This is a genomic window from Pseudomonas sp. MDT1-17, assembly GCF_054898105.1.
The window spans coordinates 2,825,765-2,849,968 of the sequence record NZ_JBUBVM010000001.1 but is presented as its reverse complement, the minus strand read 5'-3'; the positions used below and the strand labels follow the sequence as shown (position 1 = coordinate 2,849,968).

General features: G+C 58.5%; 16 protein-coding genes, 2 tRNA genes, 3 rRNA genes and 3 pseudogenes. 9 read left to right on the top strand and 15 right to left on the bottom strand.

Translation table 11 applies throughout. The annotated features are described in order from the left end of the window. Positions 1–205 precede the first annotated feature (205 nt). Positions 206–814, bottom strand: coding sequence for a lytic transglycosylase domain-containing protein (locus ACYZTX_RS13210; RefSeq protein ID WP_462034401.1), 609 nt, complete (start codon positions 812–814; stop codon positions 206–208). Positions 815–1,009: 195 nt separating this feature from the next. Here ACYZTX_RS13210 and gspG point away from each other — a divergent pair, with 195 nt between their 5' ends. From gspG to ACYZTX_RS13185, 5 genes and pseudogenes are all read left to right on the top strand, one after another. After that, the gene (gene gspG, locus ACYZTX_RS13205) at positions 1,010–1,444 is read left to right on the top strand and encodes a type II secretion system major pseudopilin GspG (RefSeq protein ID WP_462034400.1); all 435 of its coding nucleotides are present in this window, start codon (positions 1,010–1,012) and stop codon (positions 1,442–1,444) included. A 14-nt stretch (positions 1,445–1,458) separates the two neighbouring features. Then, a complete protein-coding gene (locus tag ACYZTX_RS13200) occupies positions 1,459–2,646 on the top strand; it encodes a type II secretion system F family protein (RefSeq protein WP_462034399.1) in 1,188 nt (395 codons plus the stop codon). 146 nt (positions 2,647–2,792) lie between these two features. Continuing rightward, positions 2,793–3,311, top strand: a complete 519-nt coding sequence (locus ACYZTX_RS13195) for a hypothetical protein (RefSeq protein WP_462034398.1) — start codon at positions 2,793–2,795, stop codon at positions 3,309–3,311. A gap of 419 nt (positions 3,312–3,730) precedes the next feature. Then, positions 3,731–4,228 (top strand): annotated as a pseudogene (locus ACYZTX_RS13190) (zinc-binding dehydrogenase); the annotation flags it as partial. A gap of 2 nt (positions 4,229–4,230) precedes the next feature. Then, a pseudogene (locus ACYZTX_RS13185) lies at positions 4,231–4,446 on the top strand (alpha/beta hydrolase); the annotation flags it as partial. Positions 4,447–4,449: 3 nt separating this feature from the next. Here the strand turns inward: ACYZTX_RS13185 and ACYZTX_RS13180 are convergent. After that, a complete protein-coding gene (locus ACYZTX_RS13180) occupies positions 4,450–6,264 on the bottom strand; it encodes an ABC transporter ATP-binding protein (RefSeq protein ID WP_462034397.1) in 1,815 nt (604 codons plus the stop codon). Beyond that, complete coding sequence (locus tag ACYZTX_RS13175; RefSeq protein ID WP_462034396.1) at positions 6,261–7,280, bottom strand: AraC family transcriptional regulator; 1,020 nt, start codon at positions 7,278–7,280, stop codon at positions 6,261–6,263. Before ACYZTX_RS13175 ends, ACYZTX_RS13180 begins: the two co-directional genes overlap by 4 nt. Before the next feature lie 165 nt (positions 7,281–7,445). Here ACYZTX_RS13175 and ACYZTX_RS13170 point away from each other — a divergent pair, with 165 nt between their 5' ends. The 3 genes from ACYZTX_RS13170 (at position 7,446) to ACYZTX_RS13160 (ending at position 9,499) form a co-directional block, all read left to right on the top strand. Beyond that, positions 7,446–8,297, top strand: a complete 852-nt coding sequence (locus ACYZTX_RS13170; protein ID WP_462034395.1) for a 3-hydroxybutyryl-CoA dehydrogenase — start codon at positions 7,446–7,448, stop codon at positions 8,295–8,297. Next, entirely contained in the window at positions 8,284–8,886 is a 603-nt protein-coding gene (locus ACYZTX_RS13165) for a TetR/AcrR family transcriptional regulator (RefSeq protein ID WP_462034394.1), read from the top strand. The genes ACYZTX_RS13170 and ACYZTX_RS13165 overlap by 14 nt, the downstream gene beginning before the upstream one ends. Before the next feature lie 199 nt (positions 8,887–9,085). Continuing rightward, entirely contained in the window at positions 9,086–9,499 is a 414-nt protein-coding gene (locus ACYZTX_RS13160; protein WP_462034393.1) for a VOC family protein, read from the top strand. A gap of 88 nt (positions 9,500–9,587) precedes the next feature. Here the strand turns inward: ACYZTX_RS13160 and ltrA are convergent, their stop codons facing one another. Next, positions 9,588–11,009 carry a group II intron reverse transcriptase/maturase gene (ltrA, locus tag ACYZTX_RS13155; RefSeq protein ID WP_462034392.1) on the bottom strand — a complete coding sequence of 474 codons (1,422 nt, stop codon included), beginning with the start codon at positions 11,007–11,009 and terminating at the stop codon, positions 9,588–9,590. Positions 11,010–11,544: 535 nt separating this feature from the next. Between ltrA and ACYZTX_RS13150 the strand changes: the two are divergent. Further along, positions 11,545–11,939: pseudogene (locus tag ACYZTX_RS13150) on the top strand (hypothetical protein). Between the two features lie 73 nt (positions 11,940–12,012). Here ACYZTX_RS13150 and rrf read toward each other — a convergent pair. From rrf to ACYZTX_RS13095, 11 genes are all read right to left on the bottom strand, one after another. Next, positions 12,013–12,128: ribosomal RNA gene (gene rrf / locus ACYZTX_RS13145) — 5S ribosomal RNA — on the bottom strand. Between the two features lie 155 nt (positions 12,129–12,283). Next, positions 12,284–15,175 (bottom strand): 23S ribosomal RNA (locus ACYZTX_RS13140). A 251-nt stretch (positions 15,176–15,426) separates the two neighbouring features. Beyond that, positions 15,427–15,502: transfer RNA gene (locus ACYZTX_RS13135), tRNA-Ala, on the bottom strand. Between the two features lie 30 nt (positions 15,503–15,532). Continuing rightward, positions 15,533–15,609, bottom strand: a tRNA-Ile gene (locus ACYZTX_RS13130). A gap of 83 nt (positions 15,610–15,692) precedes the next feature. Continuing rightward, positions 15,693–17,231: ribosomal RNA gene (locus ACYZTX_RS13125) — 16S ribosomal RNA — on the bottom strand. The 16S, 23S and 5S rRNA genes sit together here with 2 tRNA genes alongside, the layout of an rRNA operon. A 666-nt stretch (positions 17,232–17,897) precedes the next feature. Beyond that, positions 17,898–18,773 (bottom strand): SDR family oxidoreductase, encoded by an 876-nt coding sequence (locus ACYZTX_RS13120; RefSeq protein ID WP_462034391.1) that lies wholly within the window; start codon positions 18,771–18,773, stop codon positions 17,898–17,900. A 162-nt stretch (positions 18,774–18,935) separates the two neighbouring features. After that, the gene (locus tag ACYZTX_RS13115; RefSeq protein ID WP_462034390.1) at positions 18,936–20,084 is read right to left on the bottom strand and encodes an acetyl-CoA C-acetyltransferase; all 1,149 of its coding nucleotides are present in this window, start codon (positions 20,082–20,084) and stop codon (positions 18,936–18,938) included. A gap of 42 nt (positions 20,085–20,126) precedes the next feature. Then, positions 20,127–21,182, bottom strand: coding sequence for an acyl-CoA dehydrogenase family protein (locus ACYZTX_RS13110; protein WP_462034389.1), 1,056 nt, complete (start codon positions 21,180–21,182; stop codon positions 20,127–20,129). A 10-nt stretch (positions 21,183–21,192) separates the two neighbouring features. After that, a complete protein-coding gene (locus ACYZTX_RS13105) occupies positions 21,193–22,359 on the bottom strand; it encodes an acyl-CoA dehydrogenase family protein (protein ID WP_462037032.1) in 1,167 nt (388 codons plus the stop codon). A gap of 10 nt (positions 22,360–22,369) precedes the next feature. Beyond that, positions 22,370–23,125: an enoyl-CoA hydratase family protein gene (locus tag ACYZTX_RS13100; protein WP_462034388.1), complete on the bottom strand. Its 756-nt coding sequence runs from the start codon at positions 23,123–23,125 to the stop codon at positions 22,370–22,372. An 11-nt stretch (positions 23,126–23,136) separates the two neighbouring features. Then, positions 23,137–24,204 (bottom strand): NAD(P)H-dependent flavin oxidoreductase, encoded by a 1,068-nt coding sequence (locus tag ACYZTX_RS13095; RefSeq protein WP_462034387.1) that lies wholly within the window; start codon positions 24,202–24,204, stop codon positions 23,137–23,139.

The window sequence follows — 24,204 nt, the reverse complement described above, 5'->3', positions numbered from 1 at the left end:
GGTTGGAATTAATCTCGCCCAAAACGCAAATCCGGTAGCAGCTGCCGAGCCTGCGAGGCTGCGTTCGGCGGCGCAGCCGTCGTAAAACCTGAACGCGAGGTAGTGCTGAAACACTGCGTCGTCTGAATTCACGACTGCTTCGCAGCCGAACGCAGGCTCGGCAGCTGCTACAAATACGTTGCCCCACTATTGGGGGAACCCCCAATCACAGCGGCGCATCCGCGGCCAGGCCCTGCAAGCGCCGGTATTGGCGCAAGACACTGGGCACGTAACGCTGGGTTTCGGCGAACGGCGGGATCACTCCGCCACGGCTGAGCACCGCTTGCGGCCCGGCGTTGTAGGCCGCCACGGCGAGGCTGATGTCGTTGTCAAACAGGGTCATCAGGCGCTTCAGATAACGGGCGCCGCCCTGGATGTTGGCCTTGGGGTCATAGACATCTTTCACCCCCAGTTCCCGAGCGGTGCCGGGCATCAACTGCATCAATCCTCCCGCCCCCTTGGGTGACCGCGCGCCGGAGTCGTAGGCAGACTCGGCCTGAATCACGGCATGCAACAGCGCCGCCGGCAATTCATTGGCCGTGGCCGCGGCTGAAACCAGCTCGGCATAGGGCTGCGCGGCAATCATCTGGGGCTGCTGATCGAGGCTGACCAGAGCCTTTTCGGGCTCGTGAATCACCCGTTCATAGGTGCGGCCGGGACGGTGGACATTGGACAGAACGTAGCTGCCCTTGGTGTCCACGGAAACGAACACATCGGCCTGTACGACGCCGGTCAGCACAAGCAGACCGAGCAGTCCTGTGGTGAGTGTTTTCATTTTTTTGCCTCCCCTGCCCGGCCCCGAAAAATGGGGCTAATGCCCCAATGGCCGGTAGTAAACCAGCTGTACGCAAGCACTGTGCCGAAAGCGCAAAGGCCCGTAATACAGGGGATGCAGAAGGTTCTCCGGGTGTGAGCATGGCAATTGCATAAGCCTTCACGGCGACCCTTCTGCCGACTGTGTGAGGTCATCATGAATCAGCGTTTGCGTTCCGCCCCGCGTACTCAAAGCGGGTTCACCCTGCTCGAACTGTTGGTGGTGTTGGTGGTGCTCGGGCTGTTGGCCGGCATCGTCGCGCCGAAGTATTTCGCCCAACTGGGCCGCTCCGAAGTGAAGGTGGCCAAGGCGCAGATAGAAGGCCTGGGCAAAGCATTGGATCTGTACCGTCTGGAGGTCGGTCACTACCCGTCGACCGAACAGGGTTTGCAGGCGCTGATCACAGCGCCCAGCGATGAAACCAAATGGACCGGTCCTTATTTGCAGAAAAAACTGCCGCAGGATCCGTGGGGCCGTAACTACGCCTATCGCTACCCCGGTGAAAACGGCGAATACGACTTGCTGTCCATGGGCAAGGACGGCCAACCCGGCGGCGAAGGCGAAAACGCTGAAGTCACCAGCTGGCAATGACGGGAGCGGCGACCATGCGATTTCATCTCAAAGCCGTTGGCAAGGCTGGCGTAGTCTCGATGACCGTCGAGGCGCTGGGCCACAGCGAAGCCCGGCGCATCGTCGAAGATCAGGGCTATCGGGTGGTGAGCCTGTACGCCGAGAGGCACTGGCGTGCGTTGCGCTTACGACAGCGCGAGACCTTCAACCTGGTGCTGTTCAGCCAGGAGCTGACTACGTTGCTCAATGCCGGCCTGCCGCTGATCGATGCGCTGGAAAGCCTGGCGGAAAAAGAGAACGCGCCCCAGGCCCGCAAGACCTTAAGCGAACTGGTGCGCCTGCTTTATGAAGGCAAATCGTTCTCCCAGGCACTGGGCCAGTTGTCGGCGGTTTTCCCCCCGCTCTATGTTGCGCTAGTACAGTCCAGCGAGAAGACCGGCGCCGTGGGCGATGCCCTGGGCCGCTATGTCAGCTATCGCCAGCGCATGGACGAGGTTCGGCAAAAAATCGTCAGCGCTTCTATCTACCCCATGCTGTTGCTGGTTGTCGGCGGTGGCGTAGTTTTGTTTTTGATGGGCTACGTGGTGCCTCGCTTCAGCCTGGTGTTCGAAGGCCTGGGGAATAACTTGCCGTGGCTGTCGCAAATCCTGATGAGCAGCGGGATGTTCCTCCACGCCCACCAGGGTGAATTCTTCGGCACATTGGCGGCAATCGTCGTCGCCCTCGGCTTCCTCCAGCGCCAACCAGCCTTTCGCCGGGGCGTCGACCGCGTGGTTGAAAAACTCCCGGCAGTCCATCAACGCATCTTCATGTACGAACTGGCGCGGTTCTATCGCTCGCTGGGGATTCTGCTGCAAGGCGGTATTCCCCTCGTCACCGCCATGGGCATGGTTCGCGGCCTGCTCACCGTCGCCTCCCGCGTGCGCCTGGACCAGGCCTGCGAACGGGTGCGCGAGGGCCAGTCGCTGTCGACCGCGCTGGAACTCAATCATTTGGTGACCCCCGTCTCCCTGCGCTTGCTGCGCGCCGGCGAGCAGTCCGGCAACCTCGGGCAAATGATGGAGCGCAGCGCCGACTTCTACGACGAAGAAATCAGCCGCTGGATCGAATGGTTCGTGAGGTTGTTCGAGCCCTTGCTCATGACCTTCATCGGCCTGCTGATCGGGGTGATCGTGATCCTGATGTACATCCCGATTTTCGAGCTGGCCTCAAGTATTCACTGAGCCCTGGAACAGGGTCGAGATGGACGTTTTAGCGCTCATCGTCGTTACAACTGAATAAATTGGTGCGTTGAGGTGTTTACCCACTGAATCAGGCAGCAAGTTGCATTCATCAACGTTCCAATCTGAATAAGAAGACGGAGAACGATATGCACATGAAAAAGCTTTTGCTCGCAGTCGCTATTGGCGCAGTTCTGTCGGCATCCACCGTTCTGATTCCGGACAGCCTGTCCGGTGTGTCGAGTGCTCAAGCCAAAGACGGAGGCAGTGGCGGAAGCGGAGGGGGTGGCGGAGGCGGCGGTGGCGGCAATGGGGGTGGCGGAGGTAGTGGCGGCGGTGGAAGCGGTGGCGGCGGCAATGGCGGCGGTCACGGTGGAAGTGGCAGTGGCGGCAATGGCGGTGGTCACGGTGGAAGCGGCGGTGGCGGCAATAGCGGCAGCGGCCACGGTGGAAGCGGCAGTGGCGGCATTAGCGGCAATAGCGGCAGCGGTCACAGTGGCAGCGACCATGGCTCGGGCCATTCCGGCAACTCAGCCTCATCCTCCTCCGGACGCAGTGGCACTCACGCCGAACCGGGGGATGATCACGGCGTGCATCGTTCCGGTGAAGTCGGTGACGATCACGGCGTACATGTCGGCGGCGAACCCGGTGATGACAAAAGGTCCTGACGAACACTGATTACAGAGAACCCACAAAACCCTGTGGGAGCGAGCTTGCTCGCGATATAGGTAGTCCGTTCCTTTCTCTTCCATACTGACTTCGCTGGAAGTTGGCTGTCGGCGAGGAAGGAACATGCACCTGCGGGCTACGAATATGCTCGCGAAGCACTCGATGATTACGCCATCACCTTCGAGTCCACAGGTGCGCTTGCGCCCTCTAACGAATTCTCAGGGAAAGCCCGACACGGCTCTCTATATCGCCTTCGCTGGACGCAAGCATGCATGTCCCTGCATGTACTTTAGCGTCTGTGGAGGTGTTCCATGCAAACGCTCCTGTCTCAGAGTTTCACTGCTTATATCGGAATTGATTGGGCAGACGCCAAGCACGACACCTGTTTGCAGATAGCTGGAGAGGCTCAGCGGAGTTTCGCGCCGCGGCGGTCCCGGAAACTTTCTTCACGGTGTGGGCCAATCTGTTCGACATGGGCGGCGCCAGCAAAGGCCAGCGTGCATTGATTCACGGAGGCACCAGTGGCATCGGCACCACCGCGCTGATGCTCTGCCGCGAATTCGGCGTCAAGGTCTTCGCCACGGCGGGCAGTGAGGAAAAATGCGCGGCGATTCGTAAGCTGGGGGCCGAGGCGATCAACTATCGCGATCAGGATTTTGTCCAGGTCATCCAGGAAAAAACCGCCGGCAAGGGCGTCAATGTCATCCTCGACATCATGGGCGGCTCGTACCTGAATCCGAATATCGCGGCGCTAGGCATGGACGGTCGGCTGGTGATGCTGGGTTTCCTGGGTGGCGCCCATGCCAAAGACGTCGACCTGCTGGCGATTCTGGGCAAACGCGCGACGATCACCGGATCACTGATGCGCTCGCGCACCCGCGAAGAAAAAGCCTCGATCGCCGAACAGTTGCGCGAGTAGGTCTGGCCGCCCCCTTCATGCCCTCGCGGTTCAGCCAGCAGTTATTCAATGCTGCCAACGAACCCAAGCGCCTGTTATTGGTGCCAGGGGGTACGCACAACAACAGCTTGAGCCGGGGCGGTACCCAGTATCGCCAGGCACTCGAAGGTTTGATGAAGGCAAAACCACCGCAAGTGGCCGGGCCAGCGGTGACTCGGATTTCTCGGGAGTCTTGAGGTCTATCGGTAACCGCGGGCCTGCAAATCAAATAACTGCGCATAACGCCCGCCCGCTGCCACCAGATTGTCGTGATCGCCCCGCTCAAGGATCGCGCCCTGATCCAGCACGATGATGTGATCTGCATTGCGCACGCTGGAAAACCGGTGAGAGATCAGCAATGTCATGCGGCCTTCGGTGTGCTCACTGAAATGCTCGAACACCGCCGCTTCCGCCGCCGGGTCGAGTGCCGAGGTCGGCTCATCCAGAATCAGGATATCGGCGTTGCGCCGCATGTAGGCGCGCGACAACGCGATCTTCTGCCATTGCCCGCCAGACAACTCCTGCCCCCCGGCGAACCAACGCCCTAATTGCGTGGCATACCCTCGATCCAGCCCCTCGATGAAGGGTGCGGCCATGCCCTCGGCAGCAGCTTCCTGCCAGCGCTGCTCATCATTGAACGCCAGCGTGTCACCCACACCAATGTTCTCGCCGACGGAGAATTGGTAGCGAATATAGTCCTGAAAAATCACCCCGATGCGCCGACGCAGCGTGTCTTCTTCCCACGTCTGCAAATCGCTGCCGTCCAGCAGGATGCGGCCCTGATCAGGTCGGTACAGCCGAGTCAGCAATTTGATCAGCGTGGTCTTGCCCGAACCGTTCTCCCCCACCAGCGCCACACTGTGCCCGGGTACAAGGTGAAGATCGATGCCTTCCAGCGCGGCGCGACTGGCACCCGGATAACGGAAGCCGACGTTTTCGAAACGCAGGCCATCGCCAGGTACCGCGCCCACGGTGAGATTACCGGTATCCGCCACAACAGGTTCAGCCAGGTATTCATAGAGACTGGAAAGGTAAAGACCATCCTCGTAGAGACCGCTGATGGCACTCAAACTACTGCTGACCGCCGTCTGCCCCTGCTTGAACAACACCAGGTACATGGTCATCTGTCCGAGGCTGATGTTGCCGTGGACGGTATCGACCACAACCCAGGCATACGCCAGATAAAATGCGCCGGTGCCCAGTAGGCCGAGGACAAATCCCCAGCCATCTCGACGTAGCGTCAGGCGCCGGTCTTCGGCATAGAGACGTGCGAATGTCTCGCGGTAACGCTTCAACAGCAACGGCGCGAAGCCGAACAGTTTGACCTCTTTGATGTAGCCCTCGTGGGAGAGCAGCGTTTCAATGTAATTCTGTTGTCGACTCTCCGGCGCGCGACGCGTGAAAAGTCTGAAAGCATCACCAGAAAAATGCGCTTCGGCGAAGAAAACCGGTAACGCGCCGACCACCAGCAACACCAACGCCCACGGCGAAAAATGCACCAGCAACACACCGAAACTGATCAACACGATCAGGTTCTGGATCAGCCCCAACGACTTCATCACCAGCGCCAGCGGCCGGGTCGAGGCTTCGCGCCGCACCCGAACCAGCTTGTCGTAGAACTCGGAATTCTCGAACTGCACCAGCGATAACGTCTGGGCCTTTTCCAGAATCATCGTGTTGACCTTCTGCCCCAACTGCACCCGCAACAGCGATTGCTGGACCGACAGCGCACGCTGGGCCCCGGACAGCAACGCGAGCACGCCCGCTTCGAATAACACGTAACGCACGACCGGCCACAACGGCGCACTGCCCTGCTGCGCGTGCAACTGCATGGCGGTGACCACTGCATCGACAATCCGTTGCCCCAACCAGGCCGCCAGTGCCGGAAGCACCCCGGCGATCAGCGTCGCTAGCACCAATCCCAGAAACAGCCCGCGAGACGTCGCCCAGACCAGCAGCAAGGCGCGTCTGGCCTGGTCGAGTAATGAGGTGAAGCGATCAAGAACTGGGGTCACTCCGTGAGCTCCCCCTGATACCTTGCCCGATACCGTCCCGGACTTTCCCCCGTCCACTTCTTGAACGCCCGATGGAACGCACTCGGCTCCTGAAAGCCTAGCTGCTCGGCAATATCGCTGATACTCGCCCGACTCTGACGCAGTTGCTCAAACGCAACACCGCGCCGCACCTCGTCCTTGATCTCCTGATACGAACACCCTTCACGCTCCAGTTTTCGGCGAAAGGTGCTGGGGCTCAGGTGCTGTTCCAGGGCGAAGGCCTGCAAGGTCGGCCATTGGCTGTAATGGCTGTTACGCAGGCGCTGGTGGACCTGCGACGCGAGGCCGTGCTGATTACGAAAACGGATCACTAGCCATTGCGGCGCGGTGCGCAAGAACACTTTCAGCGACGCCAGATCCTGGACCACCGGCAGACGCAAGTAGTGGCTGGCGAATTCGATTTCAGTGCGCTCTGCACCAAAGGTCAGGTTCGGTCCCCAGAGCAAACGGTCATCGCTGAGCGACACCCGCTCATGGCGAAAGTCTGCGCGATCGATGGGAATCCGTCGACCGCCGAGCCAGCAGAGCAGACTGATCATCAACACCAGAAACGTCTCCTCGCCCAAACGACTGACGTCGCAGTTTGGCGAGTGGTTCTGCAAGCTGATCACCGCACGTTTGCCCCGCACCGTCAGCGTGCCGCGAAAGTCGTGGAGGAACAGCGCGAAATTGGCCAGGCACTGGCGCATGGCTTTGTGCAGGTCAGGTTCCTGAATCAATGCCCGGCAGATCAGGGCGAAACTGCCCGGCGGCATGCCATGGGAATCGAGCCCGAAGAATTCATCGTTCAGTTCGCGGATTTGAATCAACCACAACGCGGCAAACGCGCTCGCCGGCACGCGCGCGGTGGGCTGCTCCATCAACACCGGATCAATGCCGGCCTCTTCAAGCACAGCCCTCAGACGCTGCGGATATTCCCCCAGCCCATGGATCATTGCCTGCACGAAGTAGGCGGCAACCGAGTCCTTTTCCCGCATGTGAACGCTTCTCTCCCCATCACCCGAATGGCAAAAAACACCAATGCCGTTGAACAGTTTCGGCATAGGACAACCGCCCTGCCGGCTCTAGACTCGCGGCCAATAGTACGCCTTCGGCCACTACGGCGGCCAAGGTATCGTGGGGTTTGATCGGAAGGACGGAACATGAATCTGCAAAACATTGGCGTAATCGGCGCAGGCACAATGGGCAACGGCATTGCGCAAGTCTGCGCCTTGGCCGGTTTTAATGTGACCTTGCTCGACATCTCCGAGAGCGCCCTGCAAAAAGCCATCGCGACCGTGGGCAAAAACCTCGATCGGCAGATCGCCAAGGAAACGCTGACGCAAGAGCAAAAGCTCGCCGCCCTCGACAAAATCCACACCAGCACCGACTACAGCAACTTGCAGAACGTGCAAATGGTGATCGAAGCTGCCACCGAAAACCTCGACCTGAAACTGCGCGTGCTACAGCAAATCGCCGCACAGGTCAGCACCGAGTGCGTGATCGCCTCCAACACTTCGTCGCTGTCCATCACCCAGCTCGCTGCCAGCGTCAGCCAGCCTGAGCGTTTCATCGGCCTGCACTTCTTCAACCCGGTGCCGGTGATGGGCCTGATCGAGGTGATTCGCGGCTTGCAAACCAGCGACGCCACCCACGCCCTGGCGCTGGACATGGCGACAACACTCGGCAAAACCGCGATCACCGCTGGCAACCGTCCGGGTTTCGTGGTCAACCGGATTCTGGTGCCGATGATCAACGAAGCGATTCTGGTGTTTCAGGAAGGCCTGGCCAGTGCCGAAGACATCGATGCCGGCATGCGCCTGGGCTGCAATCAGCCGATCGGGCCGCTGGCGTTGGCGGACCTGATCGGCCTGGACACCGTGCTGGCGATTCTCGAAGCTTTCTACGATGGCTTCAACGACAGCAAGTACCGCCCTGCTCCACTGCTTAAGGAAATGGTCGCCGCCGGCTACCTGGGACGCAAAACGGGGCGTGGCTTCCATGCCTATGCCTGAGCGTTGCTCGCGCTTTGCCGAGTACCGGGACAAGGTGCTGGAGTTGTTCGCCAGCAAGGGTTTCGGCCAGGTTGGCATGCGTGAGCTCGCGACCTGCCTGGGGCTCGCCCCCGGCTCGTTGTATCACCATTACCCCAGTAAACAGCACTTGCTGCTCGACCTGATCGAGGAGTTCTACGAGGAGCTGCTGGCAACCTTGGGCCGCATCGAGCAAAAGGCCCCGGCAAAACGTGACAAGCTCCATGCCCTTATCCGAGCGCATTTGAATTTGCATCAGGAGATGCCCTGGCATTTTCGTCTGGCGGAGCGTGACAGCGGCTGCCTGAATGAAGAGCAGCAGGAACGGGTTCGAGCGCTGCGCGAGCAATACGAGCACAAGTTGCTCATGGTGCTTGGGGTCCGATCGCGGTTCAGTGAGCAAGGCCTGTTGGCCACCGGACATGCAATCGCCAACTTACTCAACAGCGCGCCCAGTTGGCTGGCGCAGCATACATTGAGTGAAGCGGAGCGAGATGAGCTGCTGGAAAACCTGGTCAGCGGTGCCATCGAGCGCTTGCTGCGTCCCTCGGCACCACGCGCAGTGGCCTAGGGACCCAAGACGATATCCCCGCGACCCTGGATTGCCACATGGCCACAGCAAGCCATAAGCCACGTCGCTTCAATAGAAAAAACGTCTAAACGATTCCTGCGAATCGCGCCGTCTAACGCTTTGCTAAAGGGAGCCAATCACTGCGGAGCCGGAGGTGAATCCAGCCACCCTCCGCCTCCTTCGTTACCGGGAGCCAAAAATGAAAATCAATCCCTACCTGATCTTCAACGGCGACTGCAAAGCCGCTTTCACCTTCTATGCCCAAAGCCTGCCAGGCCAGCTCGAAGTCATGATGACCTTCGGCGAAAGCCCTGCGCGCGAGCACTTTCCGGCGGACTACCACAACCTGATCATCCACACCCGCCTGCTGGTGGGCGATCAGGCGATCATGGGCTCGGACACAACACCTGACCGCCCCACTGACGAAATGAGCGGTTGTTCGGTTTCGCTGATCATCGACAGCATTGCGGAGGCAGAGCGGGTGTTTTCTGCGTTGTCGGACGGCGGCAAGGTGGGAATGCCACTGGAAGCCACGTTCTGGGCAGCTCGCTTCGGCATGCTGGTTGATAGGTTTGGTGTGTCGTGGATGGTGAATTGCGAAAAGGATCAGTGAAATTCACTTTCTCAAGGATCGAGTAGGAGGCGGGGTTGCCCCCGCCGTCCTCTCACACCACCGTACATACGGTTCCGTATACGGCGGTTCAGGTTACACGGCTAAGCCGGTTTATCGTATCCAGTATCGAGACCAGCCCGAGTCGGTCCCACAGCTTCTTCGGCAACGCCTGATTCATATGAGGCGCTCCCGAGTTCCACCATGGGCCTCGGCCATTGACTGCCGATTTCCACGCCCGCGCCTCATTAAGTCCCAAGCGTATCAAGTTGCGCGCCCTCGTAGAGGGCCGCTTCCATTGACGCCAGACGACACAACGAAGCTTGTGACGCACCCAGCCGTCCAGTTCCTCAAGTGGCCGTTTGCTTTGGCTCAGCTTGAAGTAGCCCGCCCAACCACGCAGCACGGGGTTTATCCGCTCGATGATATTCGCCATCTTGTGGCCCCGCGCTTTACGTAGCAGCTCTCTGAGTCGGTCGCGCAAGCGACCCAGACTCATCGTCGCCACTCTCAGCTTCGGTTGCTGATGCCAGCTCATCCCGTAACCCAGATAGTCGCAGGCCCAAGACCCCGCAACTCGGCTCTTGTCCCGGTTCAGCGTCAGTTTCAGGCGCTGATTCAGGAAGCGCTCGACACTCCTCATCACTCGTTCGCCAGCACGAGGGCTGCGCACATAGATGTTCGCATCGTCGGCATAACGCACAAAACGATGACCCCGTCGTTCCAGCTCGCGGTCGAGTTCGTTGAGCAGGATGTTCGACAGCAACGGCGAGAGCGGGCCGCCTTGCGGCGCCCCTTCCTGCCGTCGGCTGGCGATACCGCCTGACATCGTTCCCGCTTCGAGGTAACGACGGATCAGCTTGAGCACCCGCTTGTCTTCGATTTGGCGCGCCAGATAAGCCATCAGGATGTCGTGATTAACCCGATCAAAGAACTTCTCAAGATCGAGTTCCACGCACCAGCGATGCCCTGCCGCCACATGGGCACGGGCTTTCTCGATGGCTTGGTGGGCGCTTCTGCCCGGTCGAAAGCCGTAGCTATAGTCCGAGAATAGCGGGTCGAAGATCGGCGTGAGCTGTTGCAGCAATGCCTGTTGGATCAGGCGATCCACAACGCTGGGAATACCCAGCTGCCGGGTGCCGCCTTTGGGTTTGGGGATGTCGACGGCGCGTACACCTTGCGGGTGGTACTCGCCGGCCAGCAACCTCTTCTGGAGGGTCGGCCAATACTGTTTCACATAGTCCGCCAACTGGTCGACCGTCATGCCATCGGCACCCGGCGCGCCCTTGTTGCTGACTACGCGATGATACGCACGTCTGAGGTTGGCGGGTGCAAGCACCCGCGCCATCAGCGTGTCCGGCTCCGCGTTCGTCCACGTCACAGACGCCGTCGATACCTTTGCGCTGTCAGCCGTCATCCTCGGATTCTGTCCGGGACTCGGAGTAACAGTCTTCTCTGGGAGAAATTTCTGCATTTCGGTATTCGACGAGACTCTGACACCTACTGGCGGCATAACCTGTTCGGCCCTTGGTGGCAGGGTTATTTGCCACTTACTACGGCCTCGGCTGACTTCTGCACGCTCATCCCGTCGCCTCTCGACGCTCGGTAGCACAGTGGCAAACGTGCAGATCTCCCAGGGTAATTCGCGCGACCTTCCTGCTTATGCCTGTCGGATCTACGTCGTAGCGTTCCGTGCAAGTATTGGGCTTTGACGATTATGGCCGTCTTACCCCGCTACGCCGCCTCATCCGCTTCCTGTTCGTCAGGCCAGCATTTTGCCTCGGGCTTCCTTCAGATTCGCAGTCACCCGCGACACCCTTGCCTCTGGCTAACACTTCCCCTTGCCGGGTGTGTAGAGGACTTTCACCTCCAAGTCACCAGCGTGGCCACCACAGCCAAACTGGTTGCGCTTGCGCGCAACGCGCCATACCTGGCGCACCATGAAAAAGCCCAACCTGAAAAGGTTGGGCTTCTGGCAACTGTCGGACCGTCTGCTACCGTCAACCCGCTACCTCGCACAGCAGCGGATTGTTCGGAGGAACCCCACTATGTCTGCCCATGACGTGCCTTGGTCTAATCGTTTCAAACTGTCACTGCTGGCTGGAGGGCTCACCGCTACTCTGCTCGCGCTGAGTGGGTGCGCCACCGTCGACGCCCAGACCACTGCCTAAGTGGGCGTGGAGCATCCCGCACCGAGCCCCTTCGTCCTCACGTCCGATTAGGTGAAGTGCTCATCGATGCAAGCGTCGAACCTGCCCCTCCCATCACCCAGGTAGAAGAAAAACTGCGCGATGAGTCCGCCAAACTCGGCGGCGATGCCGTGGTGGTGGTCTACGACCATATCCAACCGGTGGGCGCCTATGTCAACGGGCCGCTTTGGGCTCGCGACGTAAAAACCATTGAGGGTCGGAAACTCAAAGGGATTGTGATCAAGTATCGGTAATGCCCACTCACACTTTCCTGCGGACAAAACAAAACCCCTACCTGCATACGCAGATAGGGGTTTCGGAATTTAATCTTGACGATGACCTACTCTCACATGGGGAAACCCCACACTACCATCGGCGATGCATCGTTTCACTGCTGAGTTCGGGATGGGATCAGGTGGTTCCAATGCTCTATGGTCGTCAAGAAATTCGGTAGCCAGGTCGTGGGCCTTTTCAGGTTCACGCTCCAGCGAATGGGTAGGCGATAGATTTGTGTGTTGCCTTGCGAATTTTCGACTGGTGTCGTCTTCACACACCGCAATCTGGCCTCTTTCGAGTTCACAAATTGCTTGGGTGTTATATGGTCAAGCCTCACGGGCAATTAGTATTGGTTAGCTCAACGCCTCACAGCGCTTACACACCCAACCTATCAACGTCGTAGTCTTCGACGGCCCTTCAGGGGACTCAAGGTCCCAGTGAGATCTCATCTTGAGGCTAGTTTCCCGCTTAGATGCTTTCAGCGGTTATCTATTCCGAACATAGCTACCCGGCAATGCCACTGGCGTGACAACCGGAACACCAGAGGTTCGTCCACTCCGGTCCTCTCGTACTAGGAGCAGCCCCTCTCAAATCTCAAACGTCCACGGCAGATAGGGACCGAACTGTCTCACGACGTTCTAAACCCAGCTCGCGTACCACTTTAAATGGCGAACAGCCATACCCTTGGGACCGGCTTCAGCCCCAGGATGTGATGAGCCGACATCGAGGTGCCAAACACCGCCGTCGATATGAACTCTTGGGCGGTATCAGCCTGTTATCCCCGGAGTACCTTTTATCCGTTGAGCGATGGCCCTTCCATACAGAACCACCGGATCACTAAGACCTACTTTCGTACCTGCTCGACGTGTCTGTCTCGCAGTCAAGCGCGCTTTTGCCTTTATACTCTACGACCGATTTCCGACCGGTCTGAGCGCACCTTCGTACTCCTCCGTTACTCTTTAGGAGGAGACCGCCCCAGTCAAACTACCCACCATACACTGTCCTCGATCCGGATAACGGACCTGAGTTAGAACCTCAAAGTTGCCAGGGTGGTATTTCAAGGTTGGCTCCACGCGAACTGGCGTCCACGCTTCAAAGCCTCCCACCTATCCTACACAAGCAAATTCAAAGTCCAGTGCAAAGCTATAGTAAAGGTTCACGGGGTCTTTCCGTCTAGCCGCGGATACACTGCATCTTCACAGCGATTTCAATTTCACTGAGTCTCGGGTGGAGACAGCGCCGCCATCGTTACGCCATTCGTGCAGGTCGGAACTTACCCGACAAGGAATTTCGCTACCTTAGGACCGTTATAGTTACGGCCGCCGTTTACCGGGGCTTCGATCAAGAGCTTCGCGTTAGCTAACCCCATCAATTAACCTTCCGGCACCGGGCAGGCGTCACACCCTATACGTCCACTTTCGTGTTTGCAGAGTGCTGTGTTTTTAATAAACAGTCGCAGCGGCCTGGTATCTTCGACCGGCATGGGCTTACGCAGTAAATGCTTCACCCTCACCGGCGCACCTTCTCCCGAAGTTACGGTGCCATTTTGCCTAGTTCCTTCACCCGAGTTCTCTCAAGCGCCTTGGTATTCTCTACCCAACCACCTGTGTCGGTTTGGGGTACGGTTCCTGGTTACCTGAAGCTTAGAAGCTTTTCTTGGAAGCATGGCATCAACCACTTCGTCACCCAAAGGGTAACTCGTCATCAGCTCTCGGCCTTAGAATCCCGGATTTACCTAAGATTCCAGCCTACCACCTTAAACTTGGACAACCAACGCCAAGCTGGCCTAGCCTTCTCCGTCCCTCCATCGCAATAACCAGAAGTACAGGAATATTAACCTGTTTTCCATCGACTACGCTTTTCAGCCTCGCCTTAGGGACCGACTAACCCTGCGTCGATTAACGTTGCGCAGGAAACCTTGGTCTTTCGGCGTGGGTGTTTTTCACACCCATTGTCGTTACTCATGTCAGCATTCGCACTTCTGATACCTCCAGCAAGCTTCTCAACTCACCTTCACAGGCTTACAGAACGCTCCTCTACCGCATCACCTAAGTGATACCCGTAGCTTCGGTGTATGGTTTGAGCCCCGTTACATCTTCCGCGCAGGCCGACTCGACTAGTGAGCTATTACGCTTTCTTTAAAGGGTGGCTGCTTCTAAGCCAACCTCCTAGCTGTCTAAGCCTTCCCACATCGTTTCCCACTTAACCATAACTTTGGGACCTTAGCTGACGGTCTGGGTTGTTTCCCTTTTCACGACGGACGTTAGCACCCGCCGTGTGTCTCCCATGCTCGGCACTTGTAGGTATTCGGAGTTTGCATCGGTTTGGTAAGTCGGGATGACCCCCTAGCCGAAACAGTGCTCTACCCCCTACAGTGATACATGAGGCGCTACCTAAATAGCTTTCGAGGAGAACCAGCTATCTCCGAGCTTGATTAGCCTTTCACTCCGATCCACAGGTCATCCGCTAACTTTTCAACGGTAGTCGGTTCGGTCCTCCAGTTAGTGTTACCCAACCTTCAACCTGCCCATGGATAGATCGCCCGGTTTCGGGTCTACTCCCAGCGACTAGACGCCCTATTAAGACTCGCTTTCGCTACGCCTCCCCTATTCGGTTAAGCTCGCCACTGAAAATAAGTCGCTGACCCATTATACAAAAGGTACGCAGTCACCCAACAAAGTGGGCTCCCACTGCTTGTACGCATACGGTTTCAGGATCTATTTCACTCCCCTCTCCGGGGTTCTTTTCGCCTTTCCCTCACGGTACTAGTTCACTATCGGTCAGTCAGTAGTATTTAGCCTTGGAGGATGGTCCCCCCATATTCAGACAAAGTTTCTCGTGCTCCGTCCTACTCGATTTCATGACTAAGAGATTTTCGCGTACAGGGCTATCACCCACTATGGCCGTACTTTCCAGAACGTTCCGCTAATCTCAAAGCCACTTAAGGGCTAGTCCCCGTTCGCTCGCCACTACTAAGGGAATCTCGGTTGATTTCTTTTCCTCAGGGTACTTAGATGTTTCAGTTCCCCTGGTTCGCCTCTTAAGCCTATGTATTCAGCTTAAGATAACCATCTTATGATGGCTGGGTTCCCCCATTCAGACATCTCCGGATCAAAGTCTGTTTGCCGACTCCCCGAAGCTTTTCGCAGGCTACCACGTCTTTCATCGCCTCTGACTGCCAAGGCATCCACCGTATGCGCTTCTTCACTTGACCATATAACCCCAAGCAATCTGGTTATACTGTGAAGACGACATTCGCCGAAAATTCGCATTCTTACTCATTAAGAGCAACTCACAAATTTTACCTTAGCCTGATCCGTTACCAGTGAAAGTAACGTCCAGTCTATCTTTCTATCACATACCCAAATTTTTAAAGAACGATCTAGCCAAAGACTAGAAATCAACATTCACCATCATCACAATGGAATGCTCATTTCTAAGCTTTCAACAAACAGAAGCAGTTAGTGGTGGAGCCAAACGGGATCGAACCGTTGACCTCCTGCGTGCAAGGCAGGCGCTCTCCCAGCTGAGCTATGGCCCCGTATTTCTACAGGCGTTTCCCACACAAAATTGGTGGGTCTGGGCAGATTCGAACTGCCGACCTCACCCTTATCAGGGGTGCGCTCTAACCAACTGAGCTACAGACCCAATTTCGGGCTGCTTCTATATCGTCTTCTTCAATGAATCAAGCAATTCGTGTGGGAACTTATGGAGCAGCTGATGTCGTCGATTAAGGAGGTGATCCAGCCGCAGGTTCCCCTACGGCTACCTTGTTACGACTTCACCCCAGTCATGAATCACACCGTGGTAACCGTCCTCCCGAAGGTTAGACTAGCTACTTCTGGTGCAACCCACTCCCATGGTGTGACGGGCGGTGTGTACAAGGCCCGGGAACGTATTCACCGCGACATTCTGATTCGCGATTACTAGCGATTCCGACTTCACGCAGTCGAGTTGCAGACTGCGATCCGGACTACGATCGGTTTTCTGGGATTAGCTCCACCTCGCGGCTTGGCAACCCTCTGTACCGACCATTGTAGCACGTGTGTAGCCCAGGCCGTAAGGGCCATGATGACTTGACGTCATCCCCACCTTCCTCCGGTTTGTCACCGGCAGTCTCCTTAGAGTGCCCACCATGACGTGCTGGTAACTAAGGACAAGGGTTGCGCTCGTTACGGGACTTAACCCAACATCTCACGACACGAGCTGACGACAGCCATGCAGCACCTGTCTCAATGTTCCCGAAGGCACCAATCCATCTCTGGAAAGTTCATTGGATGTCAAGGCCTGGTAAGGTTCTTCGCGTTGCTTCGAATTAAACCACATGCTCCACCGCTTGTGCGGGCCCCCGTCAATTCATTTGAGTTTTAACCTTGCGGCCGTACTCCCCAGGCGGTCAACTTAATGCGTTAGCTGCGCCACTAAGAGCTCAAGGCTCCCAACGGCTAGTTGACATCGTTTACGGCGTGGACTACCAGGGTATCTAATCCTGTTTGCTCCCCACGCTTTCGCACCTCAGTGTCAGTATCAGTCCAGGTGGTCGCCTTCGCCACTGGTGTTCCTTCCTATATCTACGCATTTCACCGCTACACAGGAAATTCCACCACCCTCTACCATACTCTAGCTCGACAGTTTTGAATGCAGTTCCCAGGTTGAGCCCGGGGATTTCACATCCAACTTAACGAACCACCTACGCGCGCTTTACGCCCAGTAATTCCGATTAACGCTTGCACCCTCTGTATTACCGCGGCTGCTGGCACAGAGTTAGCCGGTGCTTATTCTGTCGGTAACGTCAAAACAGCAAAGTATTAATTTACTGCCCTTCCTCCCAACTTAAAGTGCTTTACAATCCGAAGACCTTCTTCACACACGCGGCATGGCTGGATCAGGCTTTCGCCCATTGTCCAATATTCCCCACTGCTGCCTCCCGTAGGAGTCTGGACCGTGTCTCAGTTCCAGTGTGACTGATCATCCTCTCAGACCAGTTACGGATCGTCGCCTTGGTGAGCCATTACCTCACCAACTAGCTAATCCGACCTAGGCTCATCTGATAGCGCAAGGCCCGAAGGTCCCCTGCTTTCTCCCGTAGGACGTATGCGGTATTAGCGTCCGTTTCCGAGCGTTATCCCCCACTACCAGGCAGATTCCTAGGCATTACTCACCCGTCCGCCGCTCGCCACCAGGTACAAGTACCCGTGCTGCCGCTCGACTTGCATGTGTTAGGCCTGCCGCCAGCGTTCAATCTGAGCCATGATCAAACTCTTCAGTTCAAACATCTTTGGGTTTTTAAGAAACCCTAAACTTGGCTCAGCAATCGTTGGTTACATCTTTGATTTCTCGCGGAGTAACTTGTGATGCTGATAATCTTGTTGACTATCAGTCTGACTCCACAAGCACCCACACGAATTGCTTGATTCAGTTGTTAAAGAGCGGTTGGTTAAGATCTTTCGTCTCAACCGAGGCGCGCATTCTACAGCAGCCTCTGTTGCTGTCAAGCGGTTATTTTAAGAAGTTTTCAAAGTTTCCTCTGCAACTTCAACCACTTGCGCTTCCGATCTCTCGTTAGCGGGAGGCGAATTCTACAGCGTTACTCACTGCTGTCAACACCTCTTTTACACCACTTTCGACCGAGAAGATCGAACCGTTAAAAGAGCCAAACAACCCTGCCCTCTCAACTCCTTCTGGGCTTCGATGACCTGAAGCAACCCGCTGCCGAAAACTGCGTAACTCATTGTTTACCAAGGAGTTTCCCGTTTCGACTGCGCCGGAAGTGGGGCGAATTATAGACTTCCAGAATCTGCCGTCAACCCTTAATTGAGCTTTTCTATCAAACACTTGCTGAACGCCAGAAAACAGCCCCTTTCCTCTCTATATAGAAGAGCAAAACGGATCCCTCTATATAGAGGGAAGTGCTTGATCCCCTTAGGGCGACCCAATCAGCTGCCGTACACTTTCGCCGCAGGCACCGCCCGGGCCATCAACTGCGCTACCGCCGGCCCCACCTCGCCCACCGCCCAGCGCCCTTGCCTGTCCAGTTCAGGACCTCTACGCCAGCCGTCGGCAATCGACAACTTGCCCCCCTCGACTTCGAACATCTGCCCGTTGACCGCACTGGACGCTTGCGAGCCGAGCCAGACCACCAACGGCGCAACGTTTTCCGGAGCAAAGTAGTCGAAGCCCTCTTCGGGTTTTTTCATGGTATCGGCGAACACCTGCTCGGTCATTCCGGTGCGCGCGGCCGGGGCCAGGGCGTTGACGGTTATGCCATAGCGACCCAGTTCGGCCGCCTGCACCAGCGTCAACGCAGCGATACCCGCCTTGGCAGCGGAATAGTTGGACTGACCGATGGAGCCCTGCAAACCGGCCCCGGAACTGGTGTTGATGATCCGCGCACTCAGCTGCGCACCACCCTTGGCCTGCTCGCGCCAGTAACGCGCGGCGTGGCTGGCGATACAGAAATGGCCTTTGAGGTGCACGGCCACCACCGCATCCCAGTCGGCTTCGGTGAGGCTGGCGAACATGCGGTCGCGACAGATGCCGGCGTTGTTGACCACCACGTCCAGGCCGCCGAAGGTTTCGATGGCCTGGCGCACGATCAACGCCGCATCGTCGTAGCGAGTGATGTCGTTGCTGTTGGCTACCGCCACACCGCCCTGCGCCTCAATGTCGGCGACGACGGCCAGTGCTGCTTCTCGGTTGATATCGTTGACGACCACTTTGGCGCCCTCGGCGGCGAAGGCCAGCGCGTAGGCCCGGCCCAATCCACCACCGGCACCGGTGATGATCACTACGCGGTTCTCACAGATTTTCATGGTGCTATTCCTTCACATTCATAGCTAGTCGACTAATCCCCTGTGGGAGCGAGCCTGCTCACGAAAGCGGTGGGTCAGTCATCATCAATGTTGAATTTGATGGCCCCTTCGCGAGCAGGCTCACTCCCACAGGATCAGTGTGCATCCTGGAATCAGGTCAGCTTACAAGCGTTCGATAATCGTCACGTTGGCCTGGCCGCCGCCTTCGCACATGGTCTGCAAACCGAAGCGACCACCGCTGCGTTCCAGCTCATGCAGCAGGCTGCACATCAACCGGGTGCCGGTGGCGCCCAGCGGATGGCCGAGGGCAATTGCGCCGCCGTTGACGTTGGTCTGCTCGTGGGGATAGCCGGTCTCCTTGAGCCAGGCCATCGCGACCGAGGCGAAGGCTTCGTTGATCTCCACCCGGTCGATGTCTTCAAGCTTCATCCCGGCTCGCTTGAGTGCATAAGCGGTGGCCGGGATGGGTGCGGTGAGCATCCAGATCGGGTCTTCGGCGCGCACGCTGAGGTGGTGGATACGCGCGCGCGGTGTCAGCCCGTAGCGCTTGAGTGCCGCCTCGGAAACGATCAGCATCGCGCTGGCCGCGTCGCAGGTCTGGCTGGACACGGCTGCGGTCACCCGGTCGCAGCCAAACAGGACGTCCAGTTCGGCCATTTTCGCCAGGCTGGTGTGGCGCGGCGTTTCGTCGTGCACAACTGCGGCCAGTGGCACGATTTCCCGGTTGAACCGCCCTTGCTCGATGGCCCGCAATGCCCGCTGATGGGACTCCAGTGAATAGGCTTCCAGTTGTTCGCGGGACAGCCCCCACTTCTCGGCAATCATCTGCGCCGAACGGAACTGCGTCGGCGGCTGCGTACCGTAGCGTCGGACCCAACCTTCAGACCCACTGAACGGATCGCTAAAGCCCAGCGGTTCGGCAGCGATCATGGCTGAGGAAATAGGAATCTGGGTCATGGTTTGCACGCCGCCGGCGATGACCACATCCTGGGTGCCGCTCATCACCGCTTGGGCGGCAAAGTGCACCGCTTGCTGGGACGAACCGCACTGGCGATCGATGGTGGTGCCGGGTACCGCCTGCGACAGGCCGGCGGCCAGCCAACTGGTGCGGGCAATGTCCCCGGCCAGCGGACCGATGGTGTCGACACAGCCGAAGATCACATCGTCGTAATCGTCATCGGGGATGTCGTTGCGCTCGACCAGTGCACGCAAGACGTGGGCGCCCAGATCGGCTGCGTGAATCTGGCTCAAACCACCCTTGCGCCGCCCGGTGGGTGTACGCAGTGCGTCGACAATATAGGCTTCAGGCATGGTGTACCTCGGGGTAAATGTTGAAGTCGGGCACAGTCGCCGTCAGAAAGTGTTGCCAGCACCCAGTGCTGGATTGCCGTCGAACAACGCCGCGCGGATCCGCCCTTTGTGATGGCCACGATCACCCCAGACTTTGTCCAGTGCCCAGGCGCGCTTCATGAACAAATGCAGGTCGACTTCCCAGGTGTAACCCATGGCGCCGTGAGCCTGAATGGTGTTTTTCGCGGCGAGCATGGCGGCCTCCGAAGTCGCCAACTTGGCATGGGACACCAGCACGTCCTGTCCCGGTTGCTGCTCGGCCAATGCATAGGCAGCGCGGTACAGCGGCCCTTTGGCGAACTCGATCTGCACCGCGACGTTGGCCATCAAATGCTTGACCGCCTGGAACGAACCCACCGGTTTGCCGAACTGTTTGCGCTCGAAGGTGTAATCCACCGCGAGGTCGACCATGCGCTTGGCCAGTCCCAGCATTTGCGCGGCACTGCCCAGGGCGCCACGATTGAACGCGGCGGCCCACAAGCGTCGGCCCTGTTCGCCAGCGGCCACGCAGGTGGCGGGCGTTGGCGTCCAGTCGACCTGAAACAGCTGACGACTGGGATCGACCGACACATTGCGGGTCAAGCGCACCGCGCCAGGTTCGACCGCATGCACCTCATCGCCATGAGCCAGCAACAGCAAATCGGCGACATGGGCATCGCTGACCAGCGGGTTACCCGGTTCGGCAATCGCCAACCGTGCGCGGCCTTCCGCGACGCGCGCCAGCCAGTGTTGTTTGAGCACCGCGTGGCTTTCATCAAGGGCGGCGAGCAACGGCACGCCGATCAGCATCGTCTCCACCAGCGGCTCGGGCAGACCGGCATACCCACATTCCTGAGCGAGCAGAATGAAGTCCAGCTCATTCATACCCATCCCGTTTTGCTCTTCGGGAACGGTCAGCGCAGTCAGGCCCAACTCCACCAATTGGGCCCAGAGCTGATCGCTACGTCCGCTGTCGCTGAGCCAAAGTTCGCGAATGCGCTCCGGGGTGACCTCGTTGATCAGAAAACTTCTGACGTTGTCCTGGAACAGCAACTGGTCGCGGCTGAAACTAAAGTCCATGGTCTATTCCTCAGGCACGCGGCATGCCGAGCATGCGTTCGGCAATGATGTTGCGCTGGATCTCGTTGGTGCCGGCATAGATCGGTCCGGCCTGGGCAAACAGAAAACCTTCCAGCCAATGGCCGACGTCGCCCGCAGCAGGTGCTTCGGGCAGCAGCTCGCCACGCAAGCCGAGAATGCTCATGGCGGTGTCGTGCATGCGCTGATCGAGTTCCGACCAGAAGATTTTGTTGGTCGAGGATTCCGGCCCGATCTTGCCGCCCTGCACCAGTTGCGAGGCGGTCATGTAGGTGCTCAGGGTGTAAGCCTCGGCGTCCAGCCAGGCGCGCATCACTGCTTCGCCAATGGCCGGGTCGCGGTCAGCCTGCTCGCGGTTGGCCTGGTACAACTGCACCAGTCGCCGAGCGGTTTCCTGAAAGCGTGCGGGTGAACGCAGCAGCAAACCGCGCTCGAACCCGGCGGTGGACATCGCCACATGCCAACCCATGCCCTCACCACCCAAGGCGTTTTCCACCGGCACCTTGACGTCGTCGAAGAAGATTTCGGCGAACCCCGGCAAGCCATTGAGCTGCGGAATGGGCCGTACGGTGATCCCCGGACTGTCGAGCGGCAGCAGGATAAATGTCAGGCCTTGATGGCGCTGTGAGTGCGGATCGGTGCGAAAAATACCGAAAATCCAATCGGCCCATACGGCGCGGGTCGACCAGGTTTTCTGGCCGTTGATCACATAGTGGTCGCCGACCCGCTCGGCCTTCGAGCGGATCGCCGCCATGTCGGAACCCGCGCCTGGCTCGGACCAGGCCTGGGCCCAGATATCTTCACCGGTGGCCATACGCGGCAGAAAGCGCGCTTTCTGTTCCTCGCTACCGTATTCCATCAGCGTCGGGCCGAGCAGGAAGATACCGTTCTGGTTAACCCGTGCAGGCGCGCCAGAGCGGTAGTATTCCTCCTCGAAGATCAGCCACTCGATCAAGTCGCAACCGCGTCCGCCGAGATCGATGGGCCAGGTGACCATGCCCCAGCGACCGTCGTTAAGCCGGTTCTCCCAGGCACGATGCGCGGCAAAGCCTTGCTCGGTGTCGAACGATTGCAGCGGTTCACCGGGTACATTGGCCGCCAGCCAGGTCCGCGCTTCCGCGCGAAAGGCCTGTTGGGCCGGGGTATAGGTCAAGTCCATGAGAGTGCCTTCAGCCGTTGAAGTGGGCATCGCGCTTCTCGACGAACGAGTCGCGTGCTTCCTGTGAGTCCAGTGAGCGATAAGCCTCGAGCGTGAAGCCCTGCTCCCAGCGATATTTGTCTTCCAGATTGCCGTCTTCGATACCGCTCAGCGCTTCTTTGGCGAGGCTGATCATGGCCGGGCTCTTGGCGGCGATGCTGCGGGCGATCTGCAGCGCGGCTTCACGCAAGTCCTCGCGCTTGACCACACGCTCTACTGCACCCAGGCGCCAGGCCTCGGCGGCGTCGATCATCTCGCCGGTGAAGTACATGTGACGGACCTTCTGCACCGGGAACAGCCGCTGCAAATGCGCACCGCCGCCCATGGCACCGCGATCCACTTCGGGCACGCCGAAGGTGGCGCATTCGGAGGCCACCAGAATGTCGGCCGCGCCGCAGATGCCGATGCCGCCGCCAAGAACGAAGCCGTGTACGGCGACGATGACCGGTTTCGGATTGCGGTGAATCGCCTTGAAGCTGTCGTAGTTGCCCTTGTTCACCGCCACGATCAGGTTGCCGTCGGCGGCCAGTTCCTTGATGTCGACCCCGGCACAGAAACCGCGACCTTCGGCGCGAATCACGATCACCCGCACGCTGCTGTCGCGACCGAGGGCTTCGAGCTCGCTGGCGATATCGGCCCAGCCCTGACAATTGAAGGCGTTGACCGGTGGCTGGTTGAACACCAGTTCGGCGATGCCGTTATCGATACTGACGCTAAATGGTTTCATGCCTTTCCCCTTCACGACACACGGCGGCACAGCTCGCCCAGACGCAATTCGGCGTCGCGGACGATCTGTTCAATCAATTGGGCGCAGCTGGGCAAGCTGTCGATGGATGCGGCGATCTGGCCGGCGGGCAGCACACCTTCGGCGGGTAACCCGTCGACCATGGCTTTCTGAATCACCATCGGTGCGTTGGCGGCCATGAGGCTTTGCGCGGCCGTCAGCTCACCGCTGCCGCGCATTTTCAAAACGCTGCCGAGCAGTTGCGTCAGGCTCATGCCACTGTGGCGGCGGTACGCCAGGCCACTCTGGAATGCCAACAACAAGCGTTTGAGACCACCACTCGTTTCAAGCTGGTTGAGCAGTTCGTTGCGAATCATCCGTTGCGGCATGCCGTCGATGGCGCGGCTGATGATGATTGCCGCCGGGTCGTTGACTGCCAGGTAACGCGCCAGCGTCGCCTGCGGCACCGGGCTGTCGGCGCACATCAGAAAGCGTGTGCCCATGGCGATGCCTTCGGCGCCGTACGCCAGGGCCGAGACCAGGCCTTTGCCATCCTTGAAACCACCGGCGGCCACCACGGGCACCGAGACCGCGTTGACCACTTGATCGAGCAGCAACGACGTCGGCACCGACCCGGTATGCCCGCCGCCCTCGCCGCCTTGTACGGTGACGGCGTCAGCACCCATTTCCACGGCTTTTTGCGCGTGTTTCAGAGCACCGACCGTGGGCATGCACACCACGCCGGCGTCCTTCAGACGGCTGATCATTTGTTTGCCGGGCGAGCGGCTGTAGCTGACTGCCCTGACGTTATGGCGCAACACCAGCTCAACAATCTCGCCGGCGTTGGCCTGGTACATATGAAAATTGACGCCGAAAGGCTGATCAGTCAGGCGCCGTGTTTCGAGGATCGCCGCCTCCATCCGTTGCGGCTCGATGGTCGCCCCGGCGAGAAAACCGAAGCCGCCGGCATTACCGGTGGCCGCCACCAGTTTCGGGTCGGCGACCCAGCCCATGGCGGTCTGGATGATCGGGTAGCGGCAACCGAGCAATTCGGTCAGTCGAGTGTTCAGAGAGATCGCCAT

Bases quoted from the DNA above. Each gene is read 5' to 3' on its own strand.
- ACYZTX_RS13210 (WP_462034401.1), bottom strand. From the start codon at position 814: ATGAAAACACTCACCACAGGACTGCTCGGTCTGCTTGTGCTGACCGGC.
- gspG (WP_462034400.1), top strand. From the start codon at position 1,010: ATGAATCAGCGTTTGCGTTCCGCCCCGCGTACTCAAAGCGGGTTCACC.
- ACYZTX_RS13200 (WP_462034399.1), top strand. From the start codon at position 1,459: ATGCGATTTCATCTCAAAGCCGTTGGCAAGGCTGGCGTAGTCTCGATG.
- ACYZTX_RS13195 (WP_462034398.1), top strand. From the start codon at position 2,793: ATGCACATGAAAAAGCTTTTGCTCGCAGTCGCTATTGGCGCAGTTCTG.
- ACYZTX_RS13175 (WP_462034396.1), bottom strand. From the start codon at position 7,280: ATGCGGGAAAAGGACTCGGTTGCCGCCTACTTCGTGCAGGCAATGATC.
- ACYZTX_RS13170 (WP_462034395.1), top strand. From the start codon at position 7,446: ATGAATCTGCAAAACATTGGCGTAATCGGCGCAGGCACAATGGGCAAC.
- ACYZTX_RS13165 (WP_462034394.1), top strand. From the start codon at position 8,284: ATGCCTATGCCTGAGCGTTGCTCGCGCTTTGCCGAGTACCGGGACAAG.
- ACYZTX_RS13160 (WP_462034393.1), top strand. From the start codon at position 9,086: ATGAAAATCAATCCCTACCTGATCTTCAACGGCGACTGCAAAGCCGCT.
- ltrA (WP_462034392.1), bottom strand. From the start codon at position 11,009: ATGCCGCCAGTAGGTGTCAGAGTCTCGTCGAATACCGAAATGCAGAAA.
- ACYZTX_RS13120 (WP_462034391.1), bottom strand. From the start codon at position 18,773: ATGAAAATCTGTGAGAACCGCGTAGTGATCATCACCGGTGCCGGTGGT.
- ACYZTX_RS13115 (WP_462034390.1), bottom strand. From the start codon at position 20,084: ATGCCTGAAGCCTATATTGTCGACGCACTGCGTACACCCACCGGGCGG.
- ACYZTX_RS13110 (WP_462034389.1), bottom strand. From the start codon at position 21,182: ATGGACTTTAGTTTCAGCCGCGACCAGTTGCTGTTCCAGGACAACGTC.
- ACYZTX_RS13105 (WP_462037032.1), bottom strand. From the start codon at position 22,359: ATGGACTTGACCTATACCCCGGCCCAACAGGCCTTTCGCGCGGAAGCG.
- ACYZTX_RS13100 (WP_462034388.1), bottom strand. From the start codon at position 23,125: ATGAAACCATTTAGCGTCAGTATCGATAACGGCATCGCCGAACTGGTG.
- ACYZTX_RS13095 (WP_462034387.1), bottom strand. From the start codon at position 24,204: ATGGCGATCTCTCTGAACACTCGACTGACCGAATTGCTCGGTTGCCGC.